Annotated in this window: 19 protein-coding genes and 1 pseudogene; 18 read left to right on the top strand and 2 right to left on the bottom strand. The window is 35.1% G+C overall.

The window, feature by feature from the left end:
* Positions 1–55 precede the first annotated feature (55 nt).
* From IHE43_RS09770 to IHE43_RS09720, 13 genes are all read left to right on the top strand, one after another.
* The gene (locus tag IHE43_RS09770; RefSeq protein WP_192187755.1) at positions 56–1,114 is read left to right on the top strand and encodes a sterol desaturase family protein; all 1,059 of its coding nucleotides are present in this window, start codon (positions 56–58) and stop codon (positions 1,112–1,114) included.
* A gap of 71 nt (positions 1,115–1,185) precedes the next feature.
* Positions 1,186–2,244, top strand: a complete 1,059-nt coding sequence (locus IHE43_RS09765) for a sterol desaturase family protein (RefSeq protein ID WP_192187754.1) — start codon at positions 1,186–1,188, stop codon at positions 2,242–2,244.
* A 107-nt stretch (positions 2,245–2,351) separates the two neighbouring features.
* Positions 2,352–3,071: a rhodanese-like domain-containing protein gene (locus IHE43_RS09760; RefSeq protein WP_192187753.1), complete on the top strand. Its 720-nt coding sequence runs from the start codon at positions 2,352–2,354 to the stop codon at positions 3,069–3,071.
* A gap of 104 nt (positions 3,072–3,175) precedes the next feature.
* Positions 3,176–3,391 carry a hypothetical protein gene (locus IHE43_RS23530; protein WP_225585452.1) on the top strand — a complete coding sequence of 72 codons (216 nt, stop codon included), beginning with the start codon at positions 3,176–3,178 and terminating at the stop codon, positions 3,389–3,391.
* The gene (locus IHE43_RS09755) at positions 3,376–4,791 is read left to right on the top strand and encodes a sulfatase-like hydrolase/transferase (RefSeq protein ID WP_255514018.1); all 1,416 of its coding nucleotides are present in this window, start codon (positions 3,376–3,378) and stop codon (positions 4,789–4,791) included. Before IHE43_RS23530 ends, IHE43_RS09755 begins: the two co-directional genes overlap by 16 nt.
* A gap of 248 nt (positions 4,792–5,039) precedes the next feature.
* Positions 5,040–6,302, top strand: a complete 1,263-nt coding sequence (locus tag IHE43_RS09750; protein ID WP_192187752.1) for a YeiH family protein — start codon at positions 5,040–5,042, stop codon at positions 6,300–6,302.
* Positions 6,303–6,932: 630 nt separating this feature from the next.
* Positions 6,933–8,591 carry an arylsulfatase gene (locus tag IHE43_RS09745; RefSeq protein ID WP_192187751.1) on the top strand — a complete coding sequence of 553 codons (1,659 nt, stop codon included), beginning with the start codon at positions 6,933–6,935 and terminating at the stop codon, positions 8,589–8,591.
* 34 nt (positions 8,592–8,625) lie between these two features.
* Entirely contained in the window at positions 8,626–9,537 is a 912-nt protein-coding gene (gene cysK, locus IHE43_RS09740; protein ID WP_192187750.1) for a cysteine synthase A, read from the top strand.
* Positions 9,538–9,611: 74 nt separating this feature from the next.
* Positions 9,612–10,532 carry a family 2A encapsulin nanocompartment shell protein gene (locus IHE43_RS09735; RefSeq protein ID WP_192187749.1) on the top strand — a complete coding sequence of 307 codons (921 nt, stop codon included), beginning with the start codon at positions 9,612–9,614 and terminating at the stop codon, positions 10,530–10,532.
* A complete protein-coding gene (locus tag IHE43_RS23970; RefSeq protein ID WP_192187748.1) occupies positions 10,516–12,447 on the top strand; it encodes a family 2A encapsulin nanocompartment cargo protein cysteine desulfurase in 1,932 nt (643 codons plus the stop codon). Before IHE43_RS09735 ends, IHE43_RS23970 begins: the two co-directional genes overlap by 17 nt.
* Before the next feature lie 366 nt (positions 12,448–12,813).
* A complete protein-coding gene (locus IHE43_RS23520; protein WP_225585451.1) occupies positions 12,814–13,605 on the top strand; it encodes a TonB-dependent receptor plug domain-containing protein in 792 nt (263 codons plus the stop codon).
* Positions 13,554–15,812: a SusC/RagA family TonB-linked outer membrane protein gene (locus tag IHE43_RS09725; RefSeq protein ID WP_225585495.1), complete on the top strand. Its 2,259-nt coding sequence runs from the start codon at positions 13,554–13,556 to the stop codon at positions 15,810–15,812. Before IHE43_RS23520 ends, IHE43_RS09725 begins: the two co-directional genes overlap by 52 nt.
* A 10-nt stretch (positions 15,813–15,822) precedes the next feature.
* Positions 15,823–17,217, top strand: a complete 1,395-nt coding sequence (locus tag IHE43_RS09720; protein ID WP_192187747.1) for a RagB/SusD family nutrient uptake outer membrane protein — start codon at positions 15,823–15,825, stop codon at positions 17,215–17,217.
* A gap of 119 nt (positions 17,218–17,336) precedes the next feature.
* On the opposite strand, the pseudogene IHE43_RS09715 reads toward IHE43_RS09720, so the two are convergent.
* Positions 17,337–17,788 (bottom strand): annotated as a pseudogene (locus IHE43_RS09715) (DUF1810 domain-containing protein).
* 236 nt (positions 17,789–18,024) lie between these two features.
* Complete coding sequence (gene rocD / locus IHE43_RS09710) at positions 18,025–19,278, bottom strand: ornithine--oxo-acid transaminase (protein WP_192187746.1); 1,254 nt, start codon at positions 19,276–19,278, stop codon at positions 18,025–18,027.
* A 222-nt stretch (positions 19,279–19,500) separates the two neighbouring features.
* On the opposite strand from rocD, the gene IHE43_RS09705 reads away from it, so the two are divergent.
* The 5 genes from IHE43_RS09705 (at position 19,501) to IHE43_RS09685 (ending at position 24,873) form a co-directional block, all read left to right on the top strand.
* Entirely contained in the window at positions 19,501–19,953 is a 453-nt protein-coding gene (locus IHE43_RS09705) for an Lrp/AsnC family transcriptional regulator (protein WP_192187745.1), read from the top strand.
* A 26-nt stretch (positions 19,954–19,979) separates the two neighbouring features.
* Positions 19,980–20,843, top strand: coding sequence for a cyanophycinase (locus tag IHE43_RS09700; RefSeq protein ID WP_192187744.1), 864 nt, complete (start codon positions 19,980–19,982; stop codon positions 20,841–20,843).
* A gap of 2 nt (positions 20,844–20,845) precedes the next feature.
* Complete coding sequence (locus IHE43_RS09695; RefSeq protein WP_192187743.1) at positions 20,846–23,044, top strand: penicillin acylase family protein; 2,199 nt, start codon at positions 20,846–20,848, stop codon at positions 23,042–23,044.
* A gap of 101 nt (positions 23,045–23,145) precedes the next feature.
* Entirely contained in the window at positions 23,146–23,919 is a 774-nt protein-coding gene (locus IHE43_RS09690) for a dienelactone hydrolase family protein (RefSeq protein WP_192187742.1), read from the top strand.
* Between the two features lie 45 nt (positions 23,920–23,964).
* A complete protein-coding gene (locus IHE43_RS09685) occupies positions 23,965–24,873 on the top strand; it encodes a DUF3667 domain-containing protein (RefSeq protein WP_225585450.1) in 909 nt (302 codons plus the stop codon).
* Positions 24,874–24,922 lie beyond the last annotated feature (49 nt).

The following is a 24,922-nucleotide window of genomic DNA, read 5'->3' as shown; positions in this document are numbered from 1 at the left end:
TGTCATTTTGGCGGGAGGTTTAGCATTAATTAATCAATTTTTAAAATAAGAAATTATGGCATTAGATCAAACAAAATTAAAAAGAGACTTAGGGATTAGTCTTTTTATTTATAGTTTGCCGGTATTGGCAATATTCCTTTATTTTAAACTAAACAATGGTCATGTATCAGAATCACATCTTACATTGCCAACTTATTTAGAATTTTTACAACCCGCATTTACAAACATCAGAAGTTGGGGATTGATTGCCTTTTCGATTGTTTTGGGAATTGTCGAATTTACAGCAGGTTTGTATGACGAGCACTGGACAGGACGCGAACGTAAAGTAGACATTATCTGTTTTTTAGCACCGAAATTACTTTTACCACCCGTAATTACATTTTTCAGCTTAACTGCTTTACCTTATTTGCTTCCAAATTTAGCGAATACATTATCATGGGTTCCATTTTGGGGTGGTTTTTTCTTAATTGCAATAGCTGATGATTTAACCCAATATTGGTATCACAGACTTCACCATCAGGTTCCGTTTTTATGGCGTTTTCACAGAACCCATCACTCGGCTCCCTATATGGGAATGGCGATGGCTTCGAGACAAAACTTCCTTTATACTGTGTTTTTCTCTCAAATTTATTTGACTGCAACGCTAACTTATTTAGGGTTGGGAATTCCTGCTTTATTTGTTTTGGTTATTAAAAGTATCATCACTTTGGGAGCACACTCAAGCCTTGCCTGGGACAAACCATTTTACAAATACAAAATATTGCACCCAATTGCGTGGGTTTTAGAACGTTTGATTTCGACTCCGGCTACGCATCATGCACATCATGCAGATACAAGCGGAGATGGTGTTGGGCACTTTAAAGGCAACTTCGGTAACATGTTTTTCATTTGGGATGTGATCTTCGGAACGGGTTTAATCACACGTAAATTCCCTCAATCCTACGGAACTAAAACCTATAAAAGTGAAGAGTGGTATGCTCAATTTTTATGGCCAATATTCAAATCTAAAATTGAAGGAAGCCCTTTAGCAGATGGTGTTCTTGCTCTGCCAACTTCTCAAAAAGAAAATACGGTGGCAACAAATCAAAACGTTTACGAGCCAGTTCAGTCGTAAAAAATCAAATAAAATCTATGCAGGACTATTAAATGTTCCATTTGATAGCCCTGCTTTTAAAATAAAAAATCATGGCAGCAATTCCAAATTCAAAGCTAACAAGAGATTTAAGTATCAGCCTTTTACTATACGCTTTGCCTGTATTGGCAATTTACCTTTATTTTAAATTAAGTAACGGTGTTGTAAGTGAATCGCATATTACACTTCCTTCTTTTTTAGAATTTACAAAACCCGCATTCGAAAACATTAGAAGCTGGGGATTAATCGTTTTTATGCTTGTTCTGGGAATCATCGAATTCACAGCAGGTTTATACGATGACGAATGGACAGGCGAAGAACGCAAAATTGATATTATAAGTTTCCTTGCTCCAAAACTAATTTTACCTCCAATAATTGCTTTTTTCAGTTTAACGATCTTACCGAATTTAATTCCGAATCTTGAAAACTCTCTTTCATGGGTTCCATTTTGGGGAGGCTTTTTCTTAATTGCCGTAGCCGATGATTTGACACAATATTGGTACCATCGCTTACACCACCAAGTTCCTTTTTTATGGCGGTTTCACAGAACACATCATTCTGCTCCTTATATGGGAGTGGCGATGTTAAACAGACAAAATTTTATTTACACGGTGTTTTTCTCTCAAATTTACTTAACTGCTACTTTGACCTTTTTAGGTTTGGGATTACCAGCTTTATTTGTTCTGGTTATCAAAAGTTTCATCGTTTTGGGAGCACATTCCAGTGTTGCCTGGGATAAACCTTTTTACAAATACAAAGTACTGCATCCGATTGCATGGGTATTAGAGCGTTTAATTTCGACTCCTGCAACGCATCACGCGCATCATGCCGATACCAGCGGCGACGGCGTTGGACATTTTAAAGGCAACTTCGGAAACATGTTTTTCCTTTGGGACATCATCTTCGGAACTGGTTTAATTACCAGAAAATTCCCGAAATCCTATGGAATGAAGTCCTATAAACAAGAAGAATGGTACGCACAGTTTTTATGGCCCATATTCAAATCTAAAAAAGAAGGAAGCGCTTTGGCAGATGGCGTTTTATCTGTGCCGCTGAGACCAAAACCAGAAAATGTTACTCCGGGTTCGGTTTACGAACGGGCTCAATCTTAAAAAACACAAATGAGTTTTAAATAAATTAAATGAAGCAATGCAGTCAAAATTAAATCTTGAAGCATTGCTAATTTATTTCATTCTAAAGAAATTCAAAATCAAAAATCATGAAAAATAAAATATTCAAAAATAGTTTCACAATCGTATTTTTTCTTTTAACCATAAGTGGTTTTTCACAGGATAAAAGCTCCAGTAGTATCGTTTTATTAGATGCCTTTTATACGAAAATTAAAAGTCAAAAAAATCCACAGATAATTGATGCCAGAGGTCCTGAAGAATTTGCTTTAAACCATATTGAAGGCGCTTTAAATTTCAATCTTAAATCAGAAGATTATGAAAAACAGGTTGCGGCTTTAAATCCTTCACAACCTGTATTTATTTATTCTATTGCAGCTTACAGAAGTGGTCTTTTATCAACTGAATTAATAAAAAAAGGATTCTCTGAAGTCTATATTTTAGAAGGCGGAATCGCCAGCTGGATTGGCGGCGGAAAACCTTTTTATACGAATTTAAAAAGTAAATTAACTTTACCTGAATACAAAAAAATCATCGCAGACAACAGTTATGTTTTGGTAGATATTGGTTCAAAATATTGCGCAACCTGCAGAACAGTAAAACCAATTTTAGAAAATCTTAGAACACAATATGGAAAAAAACTGAAAATTGTTCAAATTGAGCTGGAAGAAAGTCCACAAGTTATTGCCGATTTAAAAACAGTAAAGGTTTTCCCGACTTTGATTTTATATCAAAATGGAAAAATCATTTTCAAGAAAGATGGTTTAGGCGATTTGAAAAATGATGTTGATGTGGCTTTGGCATCTAAATAACAATTTAGTAGCTAAATATTTTCTCGCAGATTGAGCAGATTTATTTCAATCTGTTTAATCCTTTAATCTGTGGCTAATATTACAACGCATTAAAAAATAAAACTATGGCATTATCCAAAACAAAAAAAGTCGTTTTCTCAATTCTAATTGTATTATTAATCACAGCTTCTTTTTTATTCTGGCCCATCAATACAGATGGAACATTGATAAAACCAAATGAAAAATTAGTCGAAGGGAAGGCAGCGTTTTTAGCTCAAAAAGACACTTCTAAAACAGCTGAAAAAAACCGAATATCATTATACTATTGGCTGATGATTTAGGTAAATATGATATTTCGCTCTACGGTGGAAAATCGACTCCAACACCTCAAATTGATTCGTTGGCGGCTTCCGGAGTAACTTTTACAGATGGTTATGTATCTTCTTCTATTTGTTCGCCTTCGCGCGCCGGATTGCTGACGGGACGTTATCAGGAACGTTTTGGACATGAATTTCAGCCGGGTGACCGTTATCCAAAAAATAACTTAGAATATTACGCTTTTAAATATTTGATCAACACCAATAATTGGAGATTAAATGATAAAATCGAATACCCAAATGAAGCGTCTATAGCCACTCAAGGTTTGCCACAATCTGAAATTACGTTTGCTGATTTGGCAAAAAAAGAAGGTTACAGTACGGCAATTATAGGGAAATGGCACTTGGGACACAACAAAGGATTTTTTCCATTAGACAGAGGTTTCGATTATCATTATGGGTTTTATCAGGCGTTTTCGCTTTATACGCCAGAAGATGATAATCCGGATATTATCAATCATCACCATAAAGATTTCACAGACAAAACAATTTGGGGGAATGGCCGTGTTGGTATTGGTCAAATTCGCCGTGACACAACCATTATAAAAGACAAAAAATATTTGACCGAAACGTTTGCTGATGAAGCAGAAGCTTTTATTGATAAAAATAAAACGAAACCGTTTTTGCTTTACGTTCCGTTCAATGCACCGCATACACCTTTTCAGGTTCGTAAAAAATACTACGACCGTTTTCCGAATGTAAAAGACGAGAACAAAAGAGTATATTTTGCTATGATCAATGCCCTGGATGATGCCATTGGAAGAATTGTTGCCAAAGTAAAAAAAGAAGGTCTGCAAGAAAACACTTTGATCATTTTTGCCAGTGACAATGGCGGAGCCGATTATACTTTTGCTACAACAAATGCACCTTTAAAGGGTGGTAAATTTTCTCATTTTGAAGGCGGCGTAAATGTTCCGTTTGCATTATCATGGAAAGGAAAAATCAAACCGCACACTATATACAAATCTCCGGTAAGTACTTTGGATATTTTTACTACAATTGCTGCCGTTACACATTCCGGTTTACCAAAAGATCGCGTTTATGACGGAGTAGATTTAATTAGTTTCGTAAATGAAAACAAAGTAGCACACAAAACTTTGTATTGGCGTTCCGGAGATGCAAAAGCGATTAGAAGCGGAGACTGGAAATTAATTATCAGTGGAAAAACGCATCAGGAATGGCTTTATAACCTGGCTTCCGATAAATCGGAAACTACAGATCTTGCTCAAAAAAATCCGGCAAAAGTTAAAGAACTTCAAATTGCTTTGCAGAATTGGGAGAAAGGTTTGGTTAAACCTTTATGGCCCAATTTAACGCATTATGAATTTGATTTTGGACAGCAGAAATACTTTGTTGATTTGTAGTCATAATCTACAAACCCAGAATATCTTTTAAATCGATTTTTTGAATTGCCTCCAGCTTTAGCTGGAATTTAAAAATGAAATAGTCAAGGCTTTAGCCGAATAAAAGTTCGGCTAAAGCCGATTTCATTGATACAATATTAATCTCCAGCTAAAGCTGGAGGCCATTCAATTACAAATACCAACAAGGTTTTCAAAACCCTGCGGAAAACAAACGCTTTTCACAAAACTATAATAAGATTAAAAATAAAATGTCAACCAACCCAAAACAATTAACCATCCACGAAGATTGGACCGTCGTTATTTTAGGATTTATAATCATCGGAATTTCGCTATTTATTTTTCTTCCCGAAGTTCCCATTTTTAAATGGTCAAACGGAACCGATTTAATTTCAGATGTTTTTAATTTCGAAAACCTGAAAATCCTCGGAATACAATTTTTATACCTGATTTCGATTGGCGCTCTCGGTGCTTTTTTAATTGGAAAGTCGGTAAAATACTTTTTGTTCGTTTTTCCGATTGTTTACATTTTAACGATTGTTGCACTGATTATTGCCGGAAATACAGAAGTAAAAGCACTTAATTTAGAAGCTGTCATTTTCAGTTTGATTATTGGTTTGGCTATTGGCAATTTTTTTAAACTTCCTGAATGGTTTCGCTCTGCCCTTTCTACAGAAGTTTTTGTAAAAATCGGATTGGTTTTATTGGGAACCAGTGTAATTTTTTCAGATATTCTAAAGGCCGGTTCCTTAGGATTGATTCAGGCTTTACTTGTTGTTTTGTCCGTTTGGTATTTTGCTTTTTGGCTTTGTCGAAAATTAAAAGTTGACGACGAATTGACGATGATGATTTCGAGTGCGGTTTCCATCTGCGGTGTTTCTGCGGCGATTGCAACTTCTGGGGCAATTAAAGGCGATTCAAAAAAACTCTCTTATGTTATTTCGATTGTATTGGTAACGGCCATCCCAATGATGATTTTTATGCCGATGATTGCCAAATATTTCAATTTCCCTGAAGAAGTAACCGGTGCGTGGCTCGGAGGAAGTATTGATACTTCTGGAGCAGTGGTGGCTTCCGGAACTTTGGTTGGTGAAACAGCTTTAAAAATTAGTACAATTGTAAAGTTTTCCCAGAATGTATTGTTAGGATTAGCGGCTTTTGCAATCTCTGTTTATTGGACATACACACATAATAATTCGGCAGAAGCCAAAGCATCAAAACCAACATTAGGTGTTATTTGGGAGCGTTTTCCAAAGTTTGTGATTGGTTTTATTCTGGCTTCCGTTGTGTTTTCTTTTTTTCTTACTTCTGAAATCAGAGACGGAGTAAAAGACAGTTTAAAAAATCTGCAGGGCATTTGGTTTGCATTAGCCTTTACTAGTATTGGATTAGAAACTAATTTTAAAGATTTGCTTCAAAATAATAGTAGAAAACCTTTATATGCTTTTTTAATTGCGCAGTTGTTCAATGTTGTTGTGACTTTGATTATTGCCTTTTTACTTTTCGGAAACTAATTTAAATCGCTTTAAAACTACAATTCACTCTTCTTAAATAGTGCAGTTTAACTTTTTTGAGAAGATTAAAAAACATAAAAGCCTGCAAAAAATGTAGTTTTAATACATTTTTTGCAGGCTTTTTAAATTTTATTTAGAACTATCAAAAATTAACACAATTATTTAAATATCAATTAATTAAATCAGTAAATTACAATATTAAATTACCTGCTCTCCAATCTTATTTAAAAAAAACTAAAGATTAATTTGGATATTATTATATTAAATTTAACTTTGTCTATATAATTAGTAGGGTTTAAAATATAAAGAGCTACATTTTGAAAACAACAGCAAACAGATCAAATTATTTTCTTCCTAAAAAATACACTTATAACAGCTTTTGTTATATGTGCAGCTGTTGCTAATTCTCCATTAATTTTCGTTTATAAATGTTTCTTCCGAATCAAATAGCAAAAAACGAAACCTTATTACACTATCTAAAGTTCTTGTTGAAATTCATTATTTATTTGATGCTTTTACATCAAATAGATTACTGATGATATAATAAAAAGCTCATTTCTGCGGCAACAAAAATGGCAAAGCTTAAAGAATATTTTATCGCTAAAAAACAACTAACAAAACAACATTAAAATGAATACCAAAATAAAAAACATCTTCCTTTCCTTCCTTTTGGCAGGAACATTGGGTGCAAATGAATCAAATGCACAAAACGCATCATCAAAACCCAATATCATTTTGATTATGGTGGATGATATGGGATATTCTGATTTAGGAAATTATGGTTCCGAAATTAAAACACCAAATCTTGATAAATTAGCCAGCGAAGGTTTACGCTTACGCGAATTTTACAATAATTCGATTTGTGCGCCAACTCGCGCTTCCCTCCTTACAGGACAATACCAACACAAAGCAGGAGTAGGATTTTTTGATGTTAATTTAGGGTTGCCGGCTTATCAGGGTTATTTAAATAAAGAATCTTTGACTTTAGGAGAGGTTTTCCGTTCCGGAGGTTACAGCACTATTTTATCCGGAAAATGGCATGTTGGTTCTGAAGATCAGGCACAATGGCCGAATCAAAGAGGTTTTGACAAATTTTACGGAATTTTAAAAGGCGCATCCAATTATTTTGATACCAAACCTTTGCCTTTCGGAAAAACTCCATATCCGGTAAAATTAATTCGTAATAATGAAGAGCTGCATCCAAAAGATGATTCGTATTATTTTACAGATGAAATCGGAAATAACGCTGCCACTTTCTTAGACGAACAAAACAAAGAAAATAAGCCTTTCTTTTTATACTTGGCTTTTACAGCACCACACTGGCCGTTGCAGGCAAAACCAGTTGACATTGCCAAATACAAAGGTAAATTTGATGAAGGCTGGGATGTTTTAAGAGAAAAAAGAATTGAAAAACTTAAAGCAAACGGCATTTTACCGGCTGATCAAACGGTTGCACCAAGAGATCCTGAAGTTCCGGAATGGAGCAAATTGACTTATGATGAAAAGCAATTCTGGAAAGCAAAAATGGAAGTGTACGCCGCAATGGTTGACAATATGGATCAGAACGTGGGAAAAGTTTTGGATAAACTAAAAGCACTTAAAAAAGATAAAAACACGCTGATAATCTTCATTTCAGACAATGGCGCTCAGGGCGGATTTAATACTTATAATCCATTAGGACGAGGACTTGTTCGAAATGACGGACCTGTTGGAACTTCAGGGTCTTTTGATTATCAGGAACAAAACTGGGCTTATTTATCTAATACGCCACTTCAGCAATATAAAAACAACATGCACGAAGGCGGTTTCAGTTCGCCATTTATTGCCTGGTTTCCATCAAAAATAAAAGCAGGCCGAATCGATAAAGGAACCGGGCATATTATTGACCTCGCTCCTACTTTTTATGAATTGGCCGGAATTGAATATCCCAAAACATATAATGGTGTGACGACAAACCCTTTGGTTGGAAGCAGTTTGTTACCTGTTTTATTTAATAATGTTTCGCAGGTCGACAGAGGCGCACCATTATTTTGGGAAAGAGCCGGAAACAGAGCTGTGCGAGATGGCAAGTGGAAATTAGTTTCGACTTACCCTGCTTACGAATGGGAGCTTTACAACATTGAAACAGACCGTGGCGAAACAACCAATGTCGCACAACAAAATCCGGGAATTGTAAACAAACTTTCTGCTTCTTATTTTGAATGGGCAGACCGAACCGGAGTTGTCGAATACAGCAAATTCAAACTAAAACCAGAGGTAATGCCTGGTGGCGCTTCTCTCAAAAAATAAATAAGTACTCCATTTCTTCAAAAATATCAAAACAATGAAATATCAAAACATTCTGGAGACGATTGGAAACACGCCTCACATTAGATTAAATAAACTTTTTAAATCGCATGAAGTTTGGATTAAATTAGAAAAATCAAATCCAGGATCGAGTATAAAGGATCGAATTGCACTGGCGATGATTGAAGATGCAGAACAAAAAGGGCTTATAAACCAAGATACCATCATTATAGAGCCAACTTCTGGTAATACCGGGATTGGCCTTTCATTAGTTGCTGCGGTTAAAGGCTATAAAGTTATTGTGGTCATGCCCGAATCGATGAGCGTCGAGCGCAGAAGAATTTTGAATGCGTATGGTGCCGAATTCGTTTTGACTCCAAGAGAAAAAGGAACTTCAGGAGCGGTTGAAAGAGCAAAAGAATTAGCCGCGACGATTAAAAATTCGTTTTTGCCATCACAGTTTACCAATAAGGCTAATGTTGAAATTCACGAAAAAACAACAGCTTTAGAAATTTTGGCCGATTTCCCGGATGGAATCGATTATCTGATAACGGGAGTTGGAACTGGCGGACACATTACCGGTGTTTCAAAAATTTTGAAACAGCATTTTCCAAATCTAAAAACCTTCGCGGTTGAACCTGCATTATCACCGGTTTTAAGCGGTGGTTTGCCGGCACCTCATCCTTTTCAGGGAATTGGTGCAGGGTTTATTCCGGAAGTTTTTAACCGCGAATACGTCGATCAAATCATAACGGTTGATAAAAATGAGTCGTATACATTCACTAAAAGGATTGCAAAAGAAGAAGGCATATTTGCCGGAATTTCAACCGGAGCTGCTCTTTCTGCAATTGCCAAAAAATTAAAAGATATTCCGGAAAATGCCGTGATTCTGACTTTTAATTATGATACGGGCGAAAGATATTTATCTGTAGATGAACTATTTGACTAAAAAATTAAATTTTATCGATAACTTTAAGCTACCAAAAAGAATAAATTATTAATTAATAAAAAACCAAAAACAAAATGGCAGAATCTAAACAACAACAGACCGCATTAGGCGATGTTGCAGCAAGACAATTAGCAATTGCAACACGTACAGTACCACAAATCGGAACTATTTCACCGCGCTGGTTAACGCATCTATTGCATTGGACACCTGTAGAATCTGGTGTGTTTCGCTTGAATAAAGTAAAAGACGGAAGTCATATTGAAGTCGATTGTTCTGCACGCGACGAAAGAGTTTTACCAAACACTTTTGTCGATTATATCGAAAATCCTAGAGAATATAATTTAGCTGCAGTACAAACTATTGTCGAAGTTCATACCCGTGTTTCAGACTTGTACAGCAAACCATACAATCAGATTTCAGAGCAACTTAGATTGGCTATCGAGACAATAAAGGAACGCCAGGAAAGCGAATTAATCAACAATAAAGATTACGGATTATTAAGCAATGTCGCTCCATCTCAAATTATTAAAACACGAACTGGTGCACCAACTCCGGATGATTTAGATGAATTGCTTACAAAGGTATGGAAAGAGCCTGGCTTTTTCTTATTGCATCCGTTGGCGATTGCTGCTTTTGGCCGTGAATGTACGCGTCGTGGTGTTCCGCCTCCTACAACTTCATTATTCGGATCGCAATTTTTAACCTGGAGAGGAATTCCGCTTATACCTTCAGATAAATTGCCTATCAAAAACGGGAAATCAAAAATCATTTTATTAAGAACCGGAGAAAGCCGTCAAGGTGTTATTGGGTTAATTCAGCCTGGTTTACAGGGAGAACAATCTCCAGGATTATCAGTTCGTTTTATGGGCATCAATGAAAAAGCGATTGCTTCGTATTTGGTATCTCTTTATTGCTCTTTGGCTATTTTGGTTGATGATGCAATCGCTGTTTTAGAAGATGTAGAAATAGGAAAGTATCATGAGTACAAATACTAACGAAAACGGTTTACCTAACATTGACGATTTGCAGCTTTTAGCCAATGAGTTGTTCCAAACTTTACCCAATGAATTTCCTAAAGAAATTTCGTTGAGTCCGGATAGAGCAGAACATCCTCGCGCGACAAAAATTGCAGAAACACTTTTGCATGCCGGTGGTGCAAATGTCATTGCGCCATTCCCAACGCAAAGTCCGTTAAATGTACAACCAGTTCCAACTTCATTTAGCGGTTTTGGAGCTTCTCCTTCAATTGCTGCTCAAAGTTCGAGCGCTTCGGCATTATATCCGAATGCTGGTGCAGGTTTTGATCCTCAGTACGGTATTCCTTCATCGGGAGTCCCGGAAAATAATGCATTAAATATCAATAATCCTCAAACAGGATTTAATGATATTAATTTAAAAAACGGAGGTGCATCACAGATTAATGAAGATTCTTTTTTTTCGTCATTACTTTTGAATAATCAGTATTTGCCTTTTCAAACCCAAAATTCTTCTTTTGAAGCGGAATTAAAGTTAGCATTAGAAACGGTTGATACGCAATTCAGAAAGCGTGTTGATTTTCCGTCAAGCGGAAGTGAAAGTGCAAATTCGTATTATTTTTTAGATCAGAATCCGTTCGCTTTTGATCCAAAAAATACTAATGCGATAGTTGGGAATACTTTCGGATCAAAAGAAATTGTCGGTATTACGGGGACAAATTTTAATGCAGAATTAATCAAAAAAGATTTCCCAATTCTGCGTGAAACTGTAAATGGAAAACCTTTGGTTTGGTTTGATAATGCCGCAACAACTCAAAAACCACAAGCTGTAATTGATCGTGTTGCCTATTTCTACGAACATGAAAATTCAAATATTCATCGCGCTGCACATGAATTGGCCGCAAGAGCATCTGATGCTTATGAAGCAGCTCGTGAAAAAGTAAAAACTTTTTTAAATGCCGGTTCTGTAAATGAAATTGTATTCGTTCGCGGCGCTACAGAAGGAATTAATCTTGTTGCACAAAGCTGGGGCGATCATAATTTAGTTGCCGGAGATGAAATTATTGTGAGTAATCTGGAACATCATGCCAATATAGTTCCGTGGAAAAGACTCGCCGATAAAAAAGGATTGAAATTAAGAGTAATTCCGGTTGACGATGACGGTCAGATTTTACTTGACGAATACAGTAAATTACTGAATTCGAAAACTAAATTAGTTGCTTTTACTCAGGTTTCAAACGCATTAGGAACCGTAACACCGGCCAAAAAAATAATCGAAATGGCTCGTTCTGTTGGAGCAAAAGTTTTAATCGACGGCGCGCAATCGGTTTCACATATGAAAGTTGATGTCCAGGATTTAAATCCAGATTGGCTTGTTTTTTCAGGACATAAATTATTTGGACCAACTGGAATTGGAGCATTATATGGCAAAGAAGAATTATTAAACGAAATGCAGCCCTACCAATCTGGTGGCAATATGATTCAGGATGTTACTTTTGAGGAAATAAAATACCACAAAGCACCCAATCGTTTTGAAGCCGGAACAGGCAACATTGCAGATGCAATAGGTCTTGGAGCTGCCATAGATTATGTAACCAAAATAGGTATCGACACCATCGGTCAATACGAACATTATTTGTTGGAATATGCCACTCGCTTGCTGAAAGATATTCCTGGTGTACGATTAATAGGAACTGCGAAAGATAAAGCAAGCGTATTATCCTTTAATCTGCAAGGTTATACCAACGATCAGGTTGGGCAGGCTTTAAATAAAGAAGGAGTCGCCGTAAGAACCGGACATCATTGTGCACAGCCGATTTTACGACGAATGGGAGTTGAAACCACTGTTCGTCCTTCTTTGGCATTTTACAACACGACACAAGACGTTGATACATTCATTAAAACTTTGTGGGAACTTAAAAAGGTTCGATTTTAGATACAAAAAATAATTACTTTTTTTGATATTTTTAGTAATTATGACCAAAAGCGATTGTTTCCGGAAACAATCGCTTTTTTATATTCAACCCGATCAACAATTAACCAATTCTTTGAAAAATTAATAAAATACAGACATTAGATCATATAAAATGTTAATTTCTAAATTTTCACAAGTAATAAAGTTTTTTTTCATTCAACATTAAATAATTTATTGGCAGTTTTTTAAAAAATATGTCTATACATACATCTTATTGTTATAAATACTACAAAAACAAATAAAATTGTTGTATTTAATGTTAATAATCGTATGATGTTTAACATATATTTAAGATATTTGAGAAACTAATCCAAAAACATTTGAAAAATGAAAATTAAGGTAAAGCATTTTTTATGGCTCGTATTGACACTATTTGTACAAATAGTGGCCGCACAGGAAGGATACATTTCTGGTAAGGTTACTGATAAAAAAGGAGTTCCGATTCCTGGAGTAAATATTATTATAAAAGGTACCAGTGCAAGTACACAAACCGATTTTGATGGAAATTTCAAGATAGCGGCCAAAAAAGGCGATGTCTTGACTATAAGTTATGTGAGTTTTGCTACTACAAATGTACCCGCTTCAAATGGTATGACAATTGAATTAGTTGAAACTCAAAATGAATTAGAAGCCGTGCTTGTTGTGGGCTACGGTACTCAATCAAAAAAGAATTTAACTGATAATATTGCCCGCGTAACAGCCAAAGATATTCAGCAAATACCAGTTTCAAACTTGCAAAATGCATTAGTAGGAAAGCTGGCAGGGGTTCAGATTACTCAGACAAATGGTAAAGTTGAAGGCGGAATTAATATTAGAGTTCGTGGTGCGGCAAGTATCAGTGCCGGAACACAGCCATTGTATGTTTTAGACGGAATTCCGCTTATCAATGACAATGAATCCAGTAATGGTGCCCCAACCAACCCATTATTGACTTTAAGTACCAACGAAATAGAATCTATTGATGTCTTAAAAGACGCTTCTTCTGCTGCGATATATGGAGCACGTGGAGCAAATGGAGTTGTTTTAATTACTACTAAAAAGGAAAAGAAGGAAAAGGAAATTTCTCAATCAACTTCTCACAAGGTGTTAGTGAAGCTACACATAAAAAGAAATGGCTAAACGCAAAACAATACGTCGAATTGTTACAGGAAGCGGGAAGAAATGTCGACGATTTAGAATCTGTTGAAGATGAATTGGAATATCTGTCTCAGGGAACAGACTGGAGAAATGGCGAAGTTAATACAGACTGGCAAGATATTGCGCTGCGAACAGGTTATACAACCGATGCTGATTTTTCTGTTTCTGGCGGAGATGATAAAACAAAATACTTTTTCTCAGGAGCCTATAATAACACAACAGGAATTGTTGACAGTAATGATCTGGAAAGAATTACAGCGAGATCAAATGTATCTCATAAAGTTTCTGATCGCTTTACAGCCGGAATGAACATTGGTTTTTCAAGATCTGTTATCAACAGGGTTCAGGACGACAACTCCTTCTCTACTCCTTTGCAATCTGTAGCTCAGGCTCCAATTTCGCAAGCCAGATTAGAGGACGGAACTCCAAACCCTAATACAGAATATGTCAACTATTTATTAGCTAAGGACAATACTTCATGGGAAACTATTATGCGCAGAGTGACCGGAAAAGTTTTTGGGGAACTAAAAATCGTAAATGGCTTGAAATTTAATTCTGATTTCTCCTACGATCTTTTAACACAAACTGAAGATTACTGGCAAGGTAAAGATGCACCATTTATGGCAACTGACGGAGCTGTGTATGCCAGCTCAGTAAATACCGAAAATTATGTTTTTAGTAATTATTTTACTTACGATAAAACATTTGCTGAAAAGCACGTTTTAAATCTAGTGGCCGGTATGGAATTCAACAAATACAACAGAAGATATCAGGATGTAAACAGTATTTATTTCCCAAATGATGATTTTCATACTATTGACGGTGGTGCCGAAGTAAATGAAGGACATGGTAGTGAAACAGATTATGCTTTCGTTTCCCAATTTGGAAGATTAAATTACTCGTTCGCTGGCAAATATCTTTTCAAGGCCAGTGTTCGTCGTGATGGTTCGTCTCGTTTTGGAAAAAATGAAAGATTTGGAGTTTTCCCTGCATTTTCTGCTGGTTGGGTAATGTCTCAGGAAAGTTTCCTAAAAGACAATACTGTTTTAACCTATTTAAAATTAAAAGGAAGCTGGGGTAAATTAGGAAATGCTGAAATCGGAAACTTTGCTTCCCGTCAATTATACAGACCAAATCCTTATAACTTAAAATCAGGACTTACTTTTGATCAGGCAGGAAACAATGATTTGACCTGGGAAAAATCAACTCAGACTGATTTTGGTGTAGAAGTTGGTTTCTTAAACAAAATCACTTTTGAAGCCGATTACTATCAAAAAGACACAGATGGTTTACTTTTTGAAGTGCCTTTACCTCTAAGTTCTGGTGCAGCGTTTGTAAATAAAAACATCGGAAAAATTAGAAGTAATGGTTTTGAGTTTACCTTAAACACAAAAAATATTGAAACACAAGATTTCAGATGGAATACCAGTTTCAATCTTACTACTAATGAATCAAAAGTAAAATCACTTCCAAACAACAATACAGATATTATCTCTGATTATACTATTAACAGAACCGGAGAAAACATTTCTTCTTTTTATTTAGTAGAATATGCCGGAGTTGACCCTGCTAATGGAGATGCCCTTTTTGTAAAAAATACAGCAAATGCTGATGGAAGTATTGATAAAAGCACCACTAACGATTACAGTGAAGCAAAAAGAATTATTGCCGGTAATCCTTTTCCAACTTTAATGGCTGGTTTAACGAATACAATGACATACAAAGGTTTTGATTTTACGTTTACTTTCCAGGGTGAATGGGGCGCTAGTATTTACAATTCGGCTGGTTTATACCAATCAACTGCTGCTGATTATTTTGATAACCAAACACTGGATCAGTTAAATCGCTGGCAAAATCCTGGTGACATTACTAATGTTCCACAAGCAAGATTTGGTGGATCAAATGGTACTCAGGAATCTACGCGTTATTTAGACAAATCTGATTTTGTGCGTTTGAGAAACCTTACAATAGGTTATTCACTACCGAAAGAAACGGTAAATAAAGCCGGAATGAGCAGTCTGAGAGTGTATCTTACAGCTGTTAACCTGCTTACTTTTACAGGTTATGAAGGAACCGATCCGGAAGCAAGAAGAGACGATATTACTAAAGGCAGTCCGCGTGTTGGAGAAGATTTTTACTCTGCACCACCCGCAAAAACATTTGCAATGGGAGTAAATATTAATTTTTAAAAAGAACAAGATGAAAGCAAATAAATTAATCTTATTTATAATTTTCGCAGTCTTTTTTGCAAGTTGCGAAAACGAATTAAACTTAGAGCCTAAACAAAGAGAAGATGCATCAGTAACTTTAAGTACTGAAAGTGGTGTTACAAATGTACTTACTGGTGCTTATGCCCTGGCTGCAAATGGCAATGCGTATGGAGGAAGAATTTTACTTTATGCCGATTTACTAGGTGTAAGTGGCGTACTAAACACAACCGATTTAAGATGGAGAGGCTCTTTTGGTGAACTACGCCAAATGTATATTAAATCGATGCAATCTAATAACATAATTATTGAAGGAACTTATGCAAGATGTTATGAAATCATAAATGCAGCAAATACGGTTATCGAAAACATTGACAAAGTTAAAGACCCGGACAAACAAGCAAGAATGATTGGTGAAGCCAACTTTTTAAAATCGCTGGCTTACTTTGATTTGGTACGCTTTTTCGCAAAACCTTATGTAAGCGGTCAAGCCAACAGCCAATTGGGAGTTGTCCTCAGACCAAATGCTATTTACGATTTTAATGCTGATCTTTCTAAAGAAAGAAGTACTGTTGACGAGGTTTACAAAGTAATTATTGACGGATTAAATCTGGCCTATACCAACCTTCCGGAAGAAAACAGCTTTTATGCTGATAAATATGCTGCGAGAGCCTTGTTGGCGAGAGTGTACCTGCAACAAGGAAATTATGCCTTGGCAAGAGATGCTGCAAACGATGTGATCGAAAATAGTGGACATTCATTATCAGAAACCTACGCAGGTGCTTTTAATCATGAAACGGATAAAGACGAAGATGTATTTGCCATTCAGATTACAAAACAAACTGGTGTAAACGATGCAGTAACTTTTTATGCTTCTGAAGATAATGGAGGTCGTGGTGGTGATTTTACTATCAGAGATGCCTATTTAGAAAAATTTAGTGATCCTGATGACAGAGCAACATTTAATTATGTAAATGAAGATAATGGCAGACTTTTGACCTCTAAATTTACAGATCAGTTTGGGAATGTTGGAATCATTCGTTTAGCCGAAATGTATTTAATAAGAGCGGAATCTAATTTAAGAGCAGGAACAGCATTAGGAAATACACCTCTTGACGACATTAATATTATCAGAACAAGAGCAAATGCTGATGATTTAGCTACAGTAACAATTGATGATATTTTATTGGAACGCGAATTAGAATTGGGAATGGAAGGGTTTTTAATCCATGATATTCGCAGAACAAAACGTTCTATCGATATTAGTACAAATGGAGATGGTTCTAATGTGTTGCCTTTTGATGCTGATGAATTGGTATTCCCTATTCCATTAAGCGAAACAGATGCCAACAAAAAAATTACACAAAATCCAGGTTATAGCAGTTAATCTGAAAATTGTATAAACTTAAAAAATCATCCCGCCTTAGGTGGGATGATTTTTTTTATATGATTTTATAAATAAGGTTGAAAATTAATATAAAATCTATTTTTTACAGAAAGCAAAATTTACGATGCCATAGCAATTTCTCCAGACGCTTCAATAATTGACAAAGTTAAGGTATCTGAATAACCGGAGAAAAAAGTATCTAATATTTCCTGAAATACCGGATTGGCATTTTCGACCTGAGAAAAAAGAGTCATTGAAGAGCGTAATTTGCGAGCATCTAATTCTCCCAAAATTGCTTCAATTGATTTTGTTTTAAATGTTAGCAAAAGCGCTGAAATTTCAATCAAATGTTTTGCCAAAACCGGATGATTAAGAAACTCTTCTGCCTCGTTAAGATCTGCCAAAGCATAATATTTAGCGATAGTACTTTTTCCTAATCCTTTTACTTGAGGAAAAATAAACCACATCCAGTGTGTCTCTTTTTTCCTTTTTTAATTTCAGAAAAAGCGGTCAGATAAAGTTTATTCTGTGCATCTAAAAAACGTGTTAAATCAGTATTTGAATAAGCCATTTGTGAAATTGAATTTAAATTTATAATTCAGTTTTTGATTGTCTGCCTATCTCTTTTGAAATGAAATAAAAAACGATTTACGATTAGTTTTCCTTTTCTTTTGAAGATATCCAAAACTACTTATGATACTGGTTTAAAAATTATATAATTATTTTCACTTGTTACATAATTTCATACTGCTATAAAAAAAAGCTGCAAGAAGATCTTACAGCTTTTGTCTCTATGATAGAATAAATTTAATCTCTAAAATCATTCAATGATTTCTCAATAATTTCAAGACATTCCTGAATTTGAGTTTCTGTCATTACCAACGGCGGAGCTAATCTGATTTTATTTCCGTGTGTTGGTTTTGCTAATAATCCGTTGTCTCTGAATCTTAGGCAAATTTCCCAGGCTAAATCAGAATCTTCTCCGCAGTTAATTACGATGGCATTCAATAGACCTTTTCCGCGAACGAGTGTAATCAGATTATTTCTTTCAGCAATTTCATTTAATCCTTTTCTTAAAATGATTCCTATACGTTCTGCATTTTCTGCTAGTTTCTCCTCTTTTATCACTTCCAATGCTGCAATGGCAACAGCCGCAGCAACAGGATTTCCTCCAAAAGTAGATCCGTGTTGTCCAGGTTTAATCACATTCATAATTTCGTCATTACACAAAACTGCTGAAACCGGATAAACACCTCCGGAAATTGCTTTACCTAAAATTAAAATATCAGGTTGCACATTTTCATGATGAACGGCTAGTAATTTTCCGGTACGAGCAATTCCGGTCTGAACTTCATCTGCAATAAACAAAACATTATGTTTCTCACACAAAGCTTTTGCTTTCGCCAAATACCCTTCTGACGGAACATAAACTCCGGCTTCTCCCTGAATAGGTTCAACCAAAAATCCGGCAATATTTTTTGATGACTCTAAAGCTTTTTCAAGAGCTTCAAGATTATCGTATTCAATTTTTATAAATCCATCTGTAAAAGGGCCAAAGTTTTTACGGGCAGTTTCGTCATTTGAAAAGGAAATAATTGTAGTGGTTCTTCCGTGGAAATTATTTTCACACACAATCACCTGCGCCTGATTTTCAGGAATTCCTTTTACTTCATACGCCCATTTTCTACAAACTTTCAAAGCTGTTTCAACAGCTTCGGCACCGGTATTCATTGGGAGTACTTTATCAAATCCAAAATACTTCGTTACATATTCTTCGTAATTTCCTAATTTGTCATTATAAAAGGCACGTGATGTTAAAGTCAGTTTTTGAGCCTGATCAACCATTGCCTGTACAATTTTCGGATGGCAATGCCCTTGATTTACCGCAGAGTAAGCAGACAAGAAATCATAATATTTTTTTCCATCAACATCCCAAACGTATACTCCTTCTCCCCTTTCCAGCACAACTGGAAGCGGATGATAATTATGAGCGCCGTATTTATTTTCTTTTTCAATCAAAATTTCTGATTTTGACGAAAGGGTATTTTCAGTATGAATCATGAGCTGTATTTTTTAGAGTTACAAAAGTATCAAAAAATATTAATTCACGGTATTAAAAACCAATATTTGACTTTAATTTTAATCAAATAAGTCAAAATGTAAATTTTTATAACCGAAAAAGTAAAATATGATTTTAGCACAGCTGATATTTTATCGCTTTTTATTAAAAAAAATAATTACTTTTATGGATGTAAAAAGGCAGTTTTAAACTCAATATAAAGAATGGAAACATTAGACGAATTTGATATCAATATAATTAAGGAATTAGAAAAAGACGGGAGAATGGCTTTTTCGGCAATTGCTGCTAATTTAAAAATATCAAACACGATGGTGCATCAACGTATCAACAGAATGATTGAACAAGGCGTAATTGCTGGCATAAAACCAATTATACAAGAAAAAAAGATTGGATACGACTGGGCTTCTTTTACCGGAATAACACTAAACAAAGATTCTGATTCTGACCGAATTATTGAAGCCTTGAAAGATATTCCAGAGATCACAGAATGTTATTATGTTACAGGTTCATTCACACTTTACATCAAAATTATTGCAAAGAATCACGAACACATGCGAAGAATTCTTTACGAAAAAATAGATAGTATTCCGGGCATCGCCAAAACGGATTCAATTATTGAATTGGGCTGTGCTTTTAAACGAAATATTACTTTATAAGAAATCTATTTAACCACAGCAATCCAATGAAAAACAAATTTATTTTTAGATTTTCTTCGAATCAATTTATTGCATTTCTATGTCTTTTCGTTTTTAATTTTCTACAGGCACAAACTCCAAAAGGAAAATTATTTATTATTGGCGGCGGAGATCGTTCTGATGCTTTAATGAAACAGGTTTTGGCTGTAGCCGAATTATCAAAAAAAGATTATATCGTGGTTTTACCAATGTCAAGCGAAGAACCGGATAGTTCGTTTATCTTTTTTAAAACTCAAATGGTAAAGCTGACTTCGAACCCGATTGTGATGCTGAACTTTAATGCAGCAACAGCGCAAAATAAAGTTCTTACAGATTCAGTTCAAAAAGCAAAACTAATTTTTATAAGCGGTGGCGATCAAAGTCGTTTTATGAATGTGGTGCAAAATACACCAATCAAAACAGCAATACAAAAAGCATACGAAAACGGAAGCACAATTTCCGGAACAAGCGCAGGAGCTGCTGTAATGTCTGAAAAAATGATTACCGGAAACCAGAAATTACAAAAAGAATATTCTGGCACTTTTGACAATATCCGATATGATAATTTAGAAACTTCCGAAGGATTGGGATTATTGAAAACGGCTGTTATTGACCAACATTTTTTAAAGAGAAACCGTTATAACCGTTTACTTTCTGCTTTGGTTGAATTCCCAACTTTAACCGGAATTGGAATTGATGAAGCTACCGCAATTATTGTTCGAAACAATCAAATTGAAGTGGCTGGAGAAAGCCAGGTTATTGTAATTAAAAATCCGAAAGGAATTATAAAATCTAAAAACAACAACCTGATTTCAATTGAAAAATTAGAAGTGAGCATTTATACCGCCGGACAAAAATTTAATATCAAATAAGCATGTTTACCTCAAAAATACTAAAGTTAGCTTTTTTATTCTGCTGTATAACTTTTCATATTTCGGCACAAAAAATCAACTCAAAAGAAGTCAGCCGATTAGAAAAACTAGCACAACAAACGACCATAATTCGTGACAATTGGGGCATTCCGCACATATATGGAAAAACCGATTCAGATGCCGTTTTCGGTCTACTTTATGCGCAATGCGAAGATGATTTCAAGAGAATCGAAATGAATTATATTGAAAAACTGGGACGTCTTTCTGAAATTAAAGGACAAGCTGTTTTATATAATGATTTAGAAATTAAACTTTTAATTGATGTAAATGAAGCAAAAGCCGATTATAAAAAAGCACCGTTATGGCTTAAAAAACTGCTGAATAGTTATGCTGATGCAATCAACTATTATCTCTACAAACATCCTGAAGTAAAACCGTCACTTTTAACACATTTTGAACCCTGGTTTCCATTGCTTTGGACAGACGGAAGTATTGGTGCTATTAGTACGGCTGATCTTTCTACAGCAGAATTAAAAGCTTTTTATTCCGGAAATAATGATAAAGTCGCTTACGTAGAAAGAGAAAAATACGTTCAGACTGGCTCCAACGGATTTGCTTTTGCACCGTCAAAAACAGCTGATGGAAATGCTATTTTATATATTAATCCGCATACCACTTTTTATTTCAGACCCGAGGTTCAGATTACCAGCGAAGAAGGTTTGAACGTTTATGGAGCGGTAACCTGGGGACAGTTTTTTATTTATCAGGGATTCAATGAAAATTGTGGCTGGATGCATACCTCATCAAATGTAGATGTTGCGGATATGTATGCCGAAAAAATCACCAATAAAAACGGAAAGCTATTTTACGAATTCGACAAAAAGCTTTTGCCTGTTATCGAAAAGGAAATCACGATTAATTATACAGAAAACGGAAAACTAATTCCGAAAAAATTCAAAACCTATTTCACTAACAACGGTCCAATTATGGCCAAACGCGACGGGAAATGGATCAGTTTAAAATCAAATAATCGTTCAATGACCAGTTTGATTCAGAGTTGGGTTCGAACAAAATCCAAAAGCTTTGACGATTACAAAAAAGCAATGGATTTAAAAGCCAACACCTCCAACAATACTGTTTATGCTGATAGTAAAGGGAATATTGCGTATTGGCACGGTAATTTTATTCCGATAAGAGATAAAAATCTGAATTGGTCAAAAGTTGTTGATGGTTCAATTTCATCAACACAATGGAAAGGTTTACATGAAGTAAACGAAACCGTTCATTTATACAATCCCGTAAACGGCTGGCTGCAGAATTGTAATTCTACTCCTTACTCTGTTGCTGGAGAAAATAGTCCAAAAAGAGAAAATTATCTACCTTATATGGCACCAGATGGAGAAAATTTTAGAGGAATAAATGCTGTTCGAATTTTCAGTAAAGGCGATAAATATACTTTGGATAAAGTAATCGCAGACGGTTATGATTCGAAATTATCCATTTTCGAAATTTTGATTCCGAGCCTGGTAAATGTTTTTGAAAAAAATATAAAATCTGATTATAATGATTATAATGAATTATCAGAAGCAGTAACAATTTTGAAAAACTGGGATTATTATACCAAAGAAAATTCAGTAGCAACCACATTAGCGGTTGAATGGGCGTATAAATTAGACCCAATTATTCTAAAAGCCTATATTGATGAAGGTGAATTAGATCAGGTTGAAAACACAAAACAATTCGCAAAAAACGCAGGAGTTGATCAACTTATTCCGCAATTGCAAACAGTGCTAAAAGAATTAAAATCGAAATGGGGAACCTGGCAGGTTGCCTGGGGAGATATTAATCGTTTTCAGCGTTCAGGCAGTGCTATCGATTTAAAATATGATGATGCCAAATCAAGTCTGCCAATTGGTTTTGGTCCCGGTTCCTGGGGAAGTTTACCTTCATTTAAAAGCAGTTATCAAAATGATTCTAAAAAACGTTATGGTTATAACGGAAACAGTTTTGTCTGTGCTGTTGAATTTGGTCCAAAGATAAAAGCAAAATCGTTACTGGCCGGAGGAAACAACGGTGATGAAAACTCAAAACATTTTACAGATCAGGCTGAAATGTATCGAAAAGGTGAATTTAAAGACGTCTTATTTTATAAAGAAGATGTTGAAAAAAATGCCGAGAAAACTTATCATCCAGGCGAATAATTTCTGGCTTAAATCGCATAATTTACAAACCTCGTAAGAAATAGCTTTCGAGGTTTTTTTGTAACATAATATTTCTGATATTTGTTTAAAATTGTAAAACAATGAAAAATTCAGCCCTTCTTATTTTTGCTACTATACTGTTTTCTAACACTATAAACGCACAATTAAAACCAGTAAAATACGCTGACGGAAGTCAGGCATTAAATGGTTTATCTATAAAACCTGCTAAAAAAAGCAGTAATAATCCCGGTATTTTACTTTTACCGGCATGGCTCGGAATTGACAATGCCTCAAAAGGAATTGCAGAGAATTTATCAAAACTAGGCTATACTGTTTTTATCGCTGATATTTATGGAGAAGGAAACTATCCAAAAAATACTTCAGAAGCAGGAAAACAAGCTGGCTTCTATAAAACGAATTATGAGGCTTACCAAAAACGAATCAATCTTGCTTTACAGGAATTAATCAAATCCGGAGCAAATGCAGATAATATTGTGGTTATTGGCTATTGCTTTGGAGGAACCGGAGTTTTGGAAGCTGCGCGCGGTCATCTGAACGTAAAAGGAGTTGCTTCATTTCATGGAGGTTTAGGCAAAGATGCTGCACGACCTGCTACACCTATTACTGCTAAAGTTTTAATTTGTCACGGAGCCGACGATCCTTATGTTTCTAAAGAAGAAGTTACTGCTTTTCAGCAAGAAATGAGAGATTCAAAAGCCGATTGGCAAATGATTTATTATGCGGATTCTGTTCACTCTTTCACCAACCCCGAAGCAGGAAACGATAATTCTAAAGGAGCGGCTTATAATCCGGTTGCTGCTAAAAGATCATTTGAACATTTGAAATTGTTTCTCGATGAAGTCCTAAAAAAATAAAAACTATAACTAAACCAAATCAAAACAAAACCAATAAATTAACCAATGTCACATAGTCCGATTAGAAAAGATAAAACCTGCCTCAATTGCAGGCATGTTGCCGAGCAGAAATTTTGCCCAAACTGCGGGCAGGAAAATACAGATTCGCGAAAGACCTTTCATCATTTGTTCGTTCATTTTTTTGAAGATTTAACGCACTATGAAAACGCATTTTGGAAAACAATCAAAAATCTTCTTTTTAAACCTGCTACTTTAACTAAAGAATATTTATCAGGAAAAAGATTATCCTATCTGGCACCCGTTCGTCTTTATATTTTCATCAGTTTTATCACTTTTTTATTGATTGCCATGTTTCCGAATAAGGTAAGCGAAAATCTAAGTAAAAGCGAAAAAGACATTACTTCAAACCTTATAAAACAAGAGAAAAAAGGAAAAATTAAAACTTTTAATGACGAGAAAATTTTTGACTTAAGGCCGATGAAAACAATCGACTCAATTCAGAAGTATGGAAAAGAAAGTGAAAAATTTTCAGATTTTGAATATTGGGCTTATGAAAAAGTGGTAACTGTTACTGAACACAATACCAAAAGGGAAATTATCGAAAAATTCATTGAATCATTTTTACATAACATCCCTAAAATATTATTCATAATAATGCCTTTCTTTGCCTTCTTTTTATGGATTTTCCATAGCAAAAAAAGATGGTATTACTTTGATCATGGCATTTTTACCCTTCATTATTTCTCTTTTTTACTTTTAATATTTCTCATCTTATTCATTGTCCAAAAGTTATTTGGATTATTGGGAGAAAACAACCCCGTCGCTTTTATAGCTGATATTATCAATTTTGTCGGAATACTTTGGATGTGTTATTATTTTATCCTGCACATCATCGTTTTTATGGAGAATCAAGATTTGTTTCATTTGTTAAAAGTGTTATGTTATTTTTTATAAACTTCTTTTTTACCCTACTTTTACTCATTTTCTATGTTTTCTACATATT

It is taken from the genome of Flavobacterium sp. MDT1-60 (assembly GCF_014844035.1).
GTDB lineage: Bacteria > Bacteroidota > Bacteroidia > Flavobacteriales > Flavobacteriaceae > Flavobacterium.
Note: the sequence above shows the minus strand (reverse complement) of the source record. Positions and strands in the feature narration are given on the sequence as shown.

What these genes read in the sequence shown, in the direction of transcription:
- IHE43_RS09770 (WP_192187755.1), top strand. Translation starts at nt 56, where the DNA reads ATGGCATTAGATCAAACAAAATTAAAAAGAGACTTAGGGATTAGTCTT.
- IHE43_RS09765 (WP_192187754.1), top strand. Translation starts at nt 1,186, where the DNA reads ATGGCAGCAATTCCAAATTCAAAGCTAACAAGAGATTTAAGTATCAGC.
- IHE43_RS09760 (WP_192187753.1), top strand. Translation starts at nt 2,352, where the DNA reads ATGAAAAATAAAATATTCAAAAATAGTTTCACAATCGTATTTTTTCTT.
- IHE43_RS23530 (WP_225585452.1), top strand. Translation starts at nt 3,176, where the DNA reads ATGGCATTATCCAAAACAAAAAAAGTCGTTTTCTCAATTCTAATTGTA.
- IHE43_RS09750 (WP_192187752.1), top strand. Translation starts at nt 5,040, where the DNA reads ATGTCAACCAACCCAAAACAATTAACCATCCACGAAGATTGGACCGTC.
- IHE43_RS09745 (WP_192187751.1), top strand. Translation starts at nt 6,933, where the DNA reads ATGAATACCAAAATAAAAAACATCTTCCTTTCCTTCCTTTTGGCAGGA.
- cysK (WP_192187750.1), top strand. Translation starts at nt 8,626, where the DNA reads ATGAAATATCAAAACATTCTGGAGACGATTGGAAACACGCCTCACATT.
- IHE43_RS09735 (WP_192187749.1), top strand. Translation starts at nt 9,612, where the DNA reads ATGGCAGAATCTAAACAACAACAGACCGCATTAGGCGATGTTGCAGCA.
- IHE43_RS23970 (WP_192187748.1), top strand. Translation starts at nt 10,516, where the DNA reads ATGAGTACAAATACTAACGAAAACGGTTTACCTAACATTGACGATTTG.
- IHE43_RS23520 (WP_225585451.1), top strand. Translation starts at nt 12,814, where the DNA reads ATGAAAATTAAGGTAAAGCATTTTTTATGGCTCGTATTGACACTATTT.
- IHE43_RS09720 (WP_192187747.1), top strand. Translation starts at nt 15,823, where the DNA reads ATGAAAGCAAATAAATTAATCTTATTTATAATTTTCGCAGTCTTTTTT.
- rocD (WP_192187746.1), bottom strand. Translation starts at nt 19,278, where the DNA reads ATGATTCATACTGAAAATACCCTTTCGTCAAAATCAGAAATTTTGATT.
- IHE43_RS09705 (WP_192187745.1), top strand. Translation starts at nt 19,501, where the DNA reads ATGGAAACATTAGACGAATTTGATATCAATATAATTAAGGAATTAGAA.
- IHE43_RS09700 (WP_192187744.1), top strand. Translation starts at nt 19,980, where the DNA reads ATGAAAAACAAATTTATTTTTAGATTTTCTTCGAATCAATTTATTGCA.
- IHE43_RS09695 (WP_192187743.1), top strand. Translation starts at nt 20,846, where the DNA reads ATGTTTACCTCAAAAATACTAAAGTTAGCTTTTTTATTCTGCTGTATA.
- IHE43_RS09690 (WP_192187742.1), top strand. Translation starts at nt 23,146, where the DNA reads ATGAAAAATTCAGCCCTTCTTATTTTTGCTACTATACTGTTTTCTAAC.
- IHE43_RS09685 (WP_225585450.1), top strand. Translation starts at nt 23,965, where the DNA reads ATGTCACATAGTCCGATTAGAAAAGATAAAACCTGCCTCAATTGCAGG.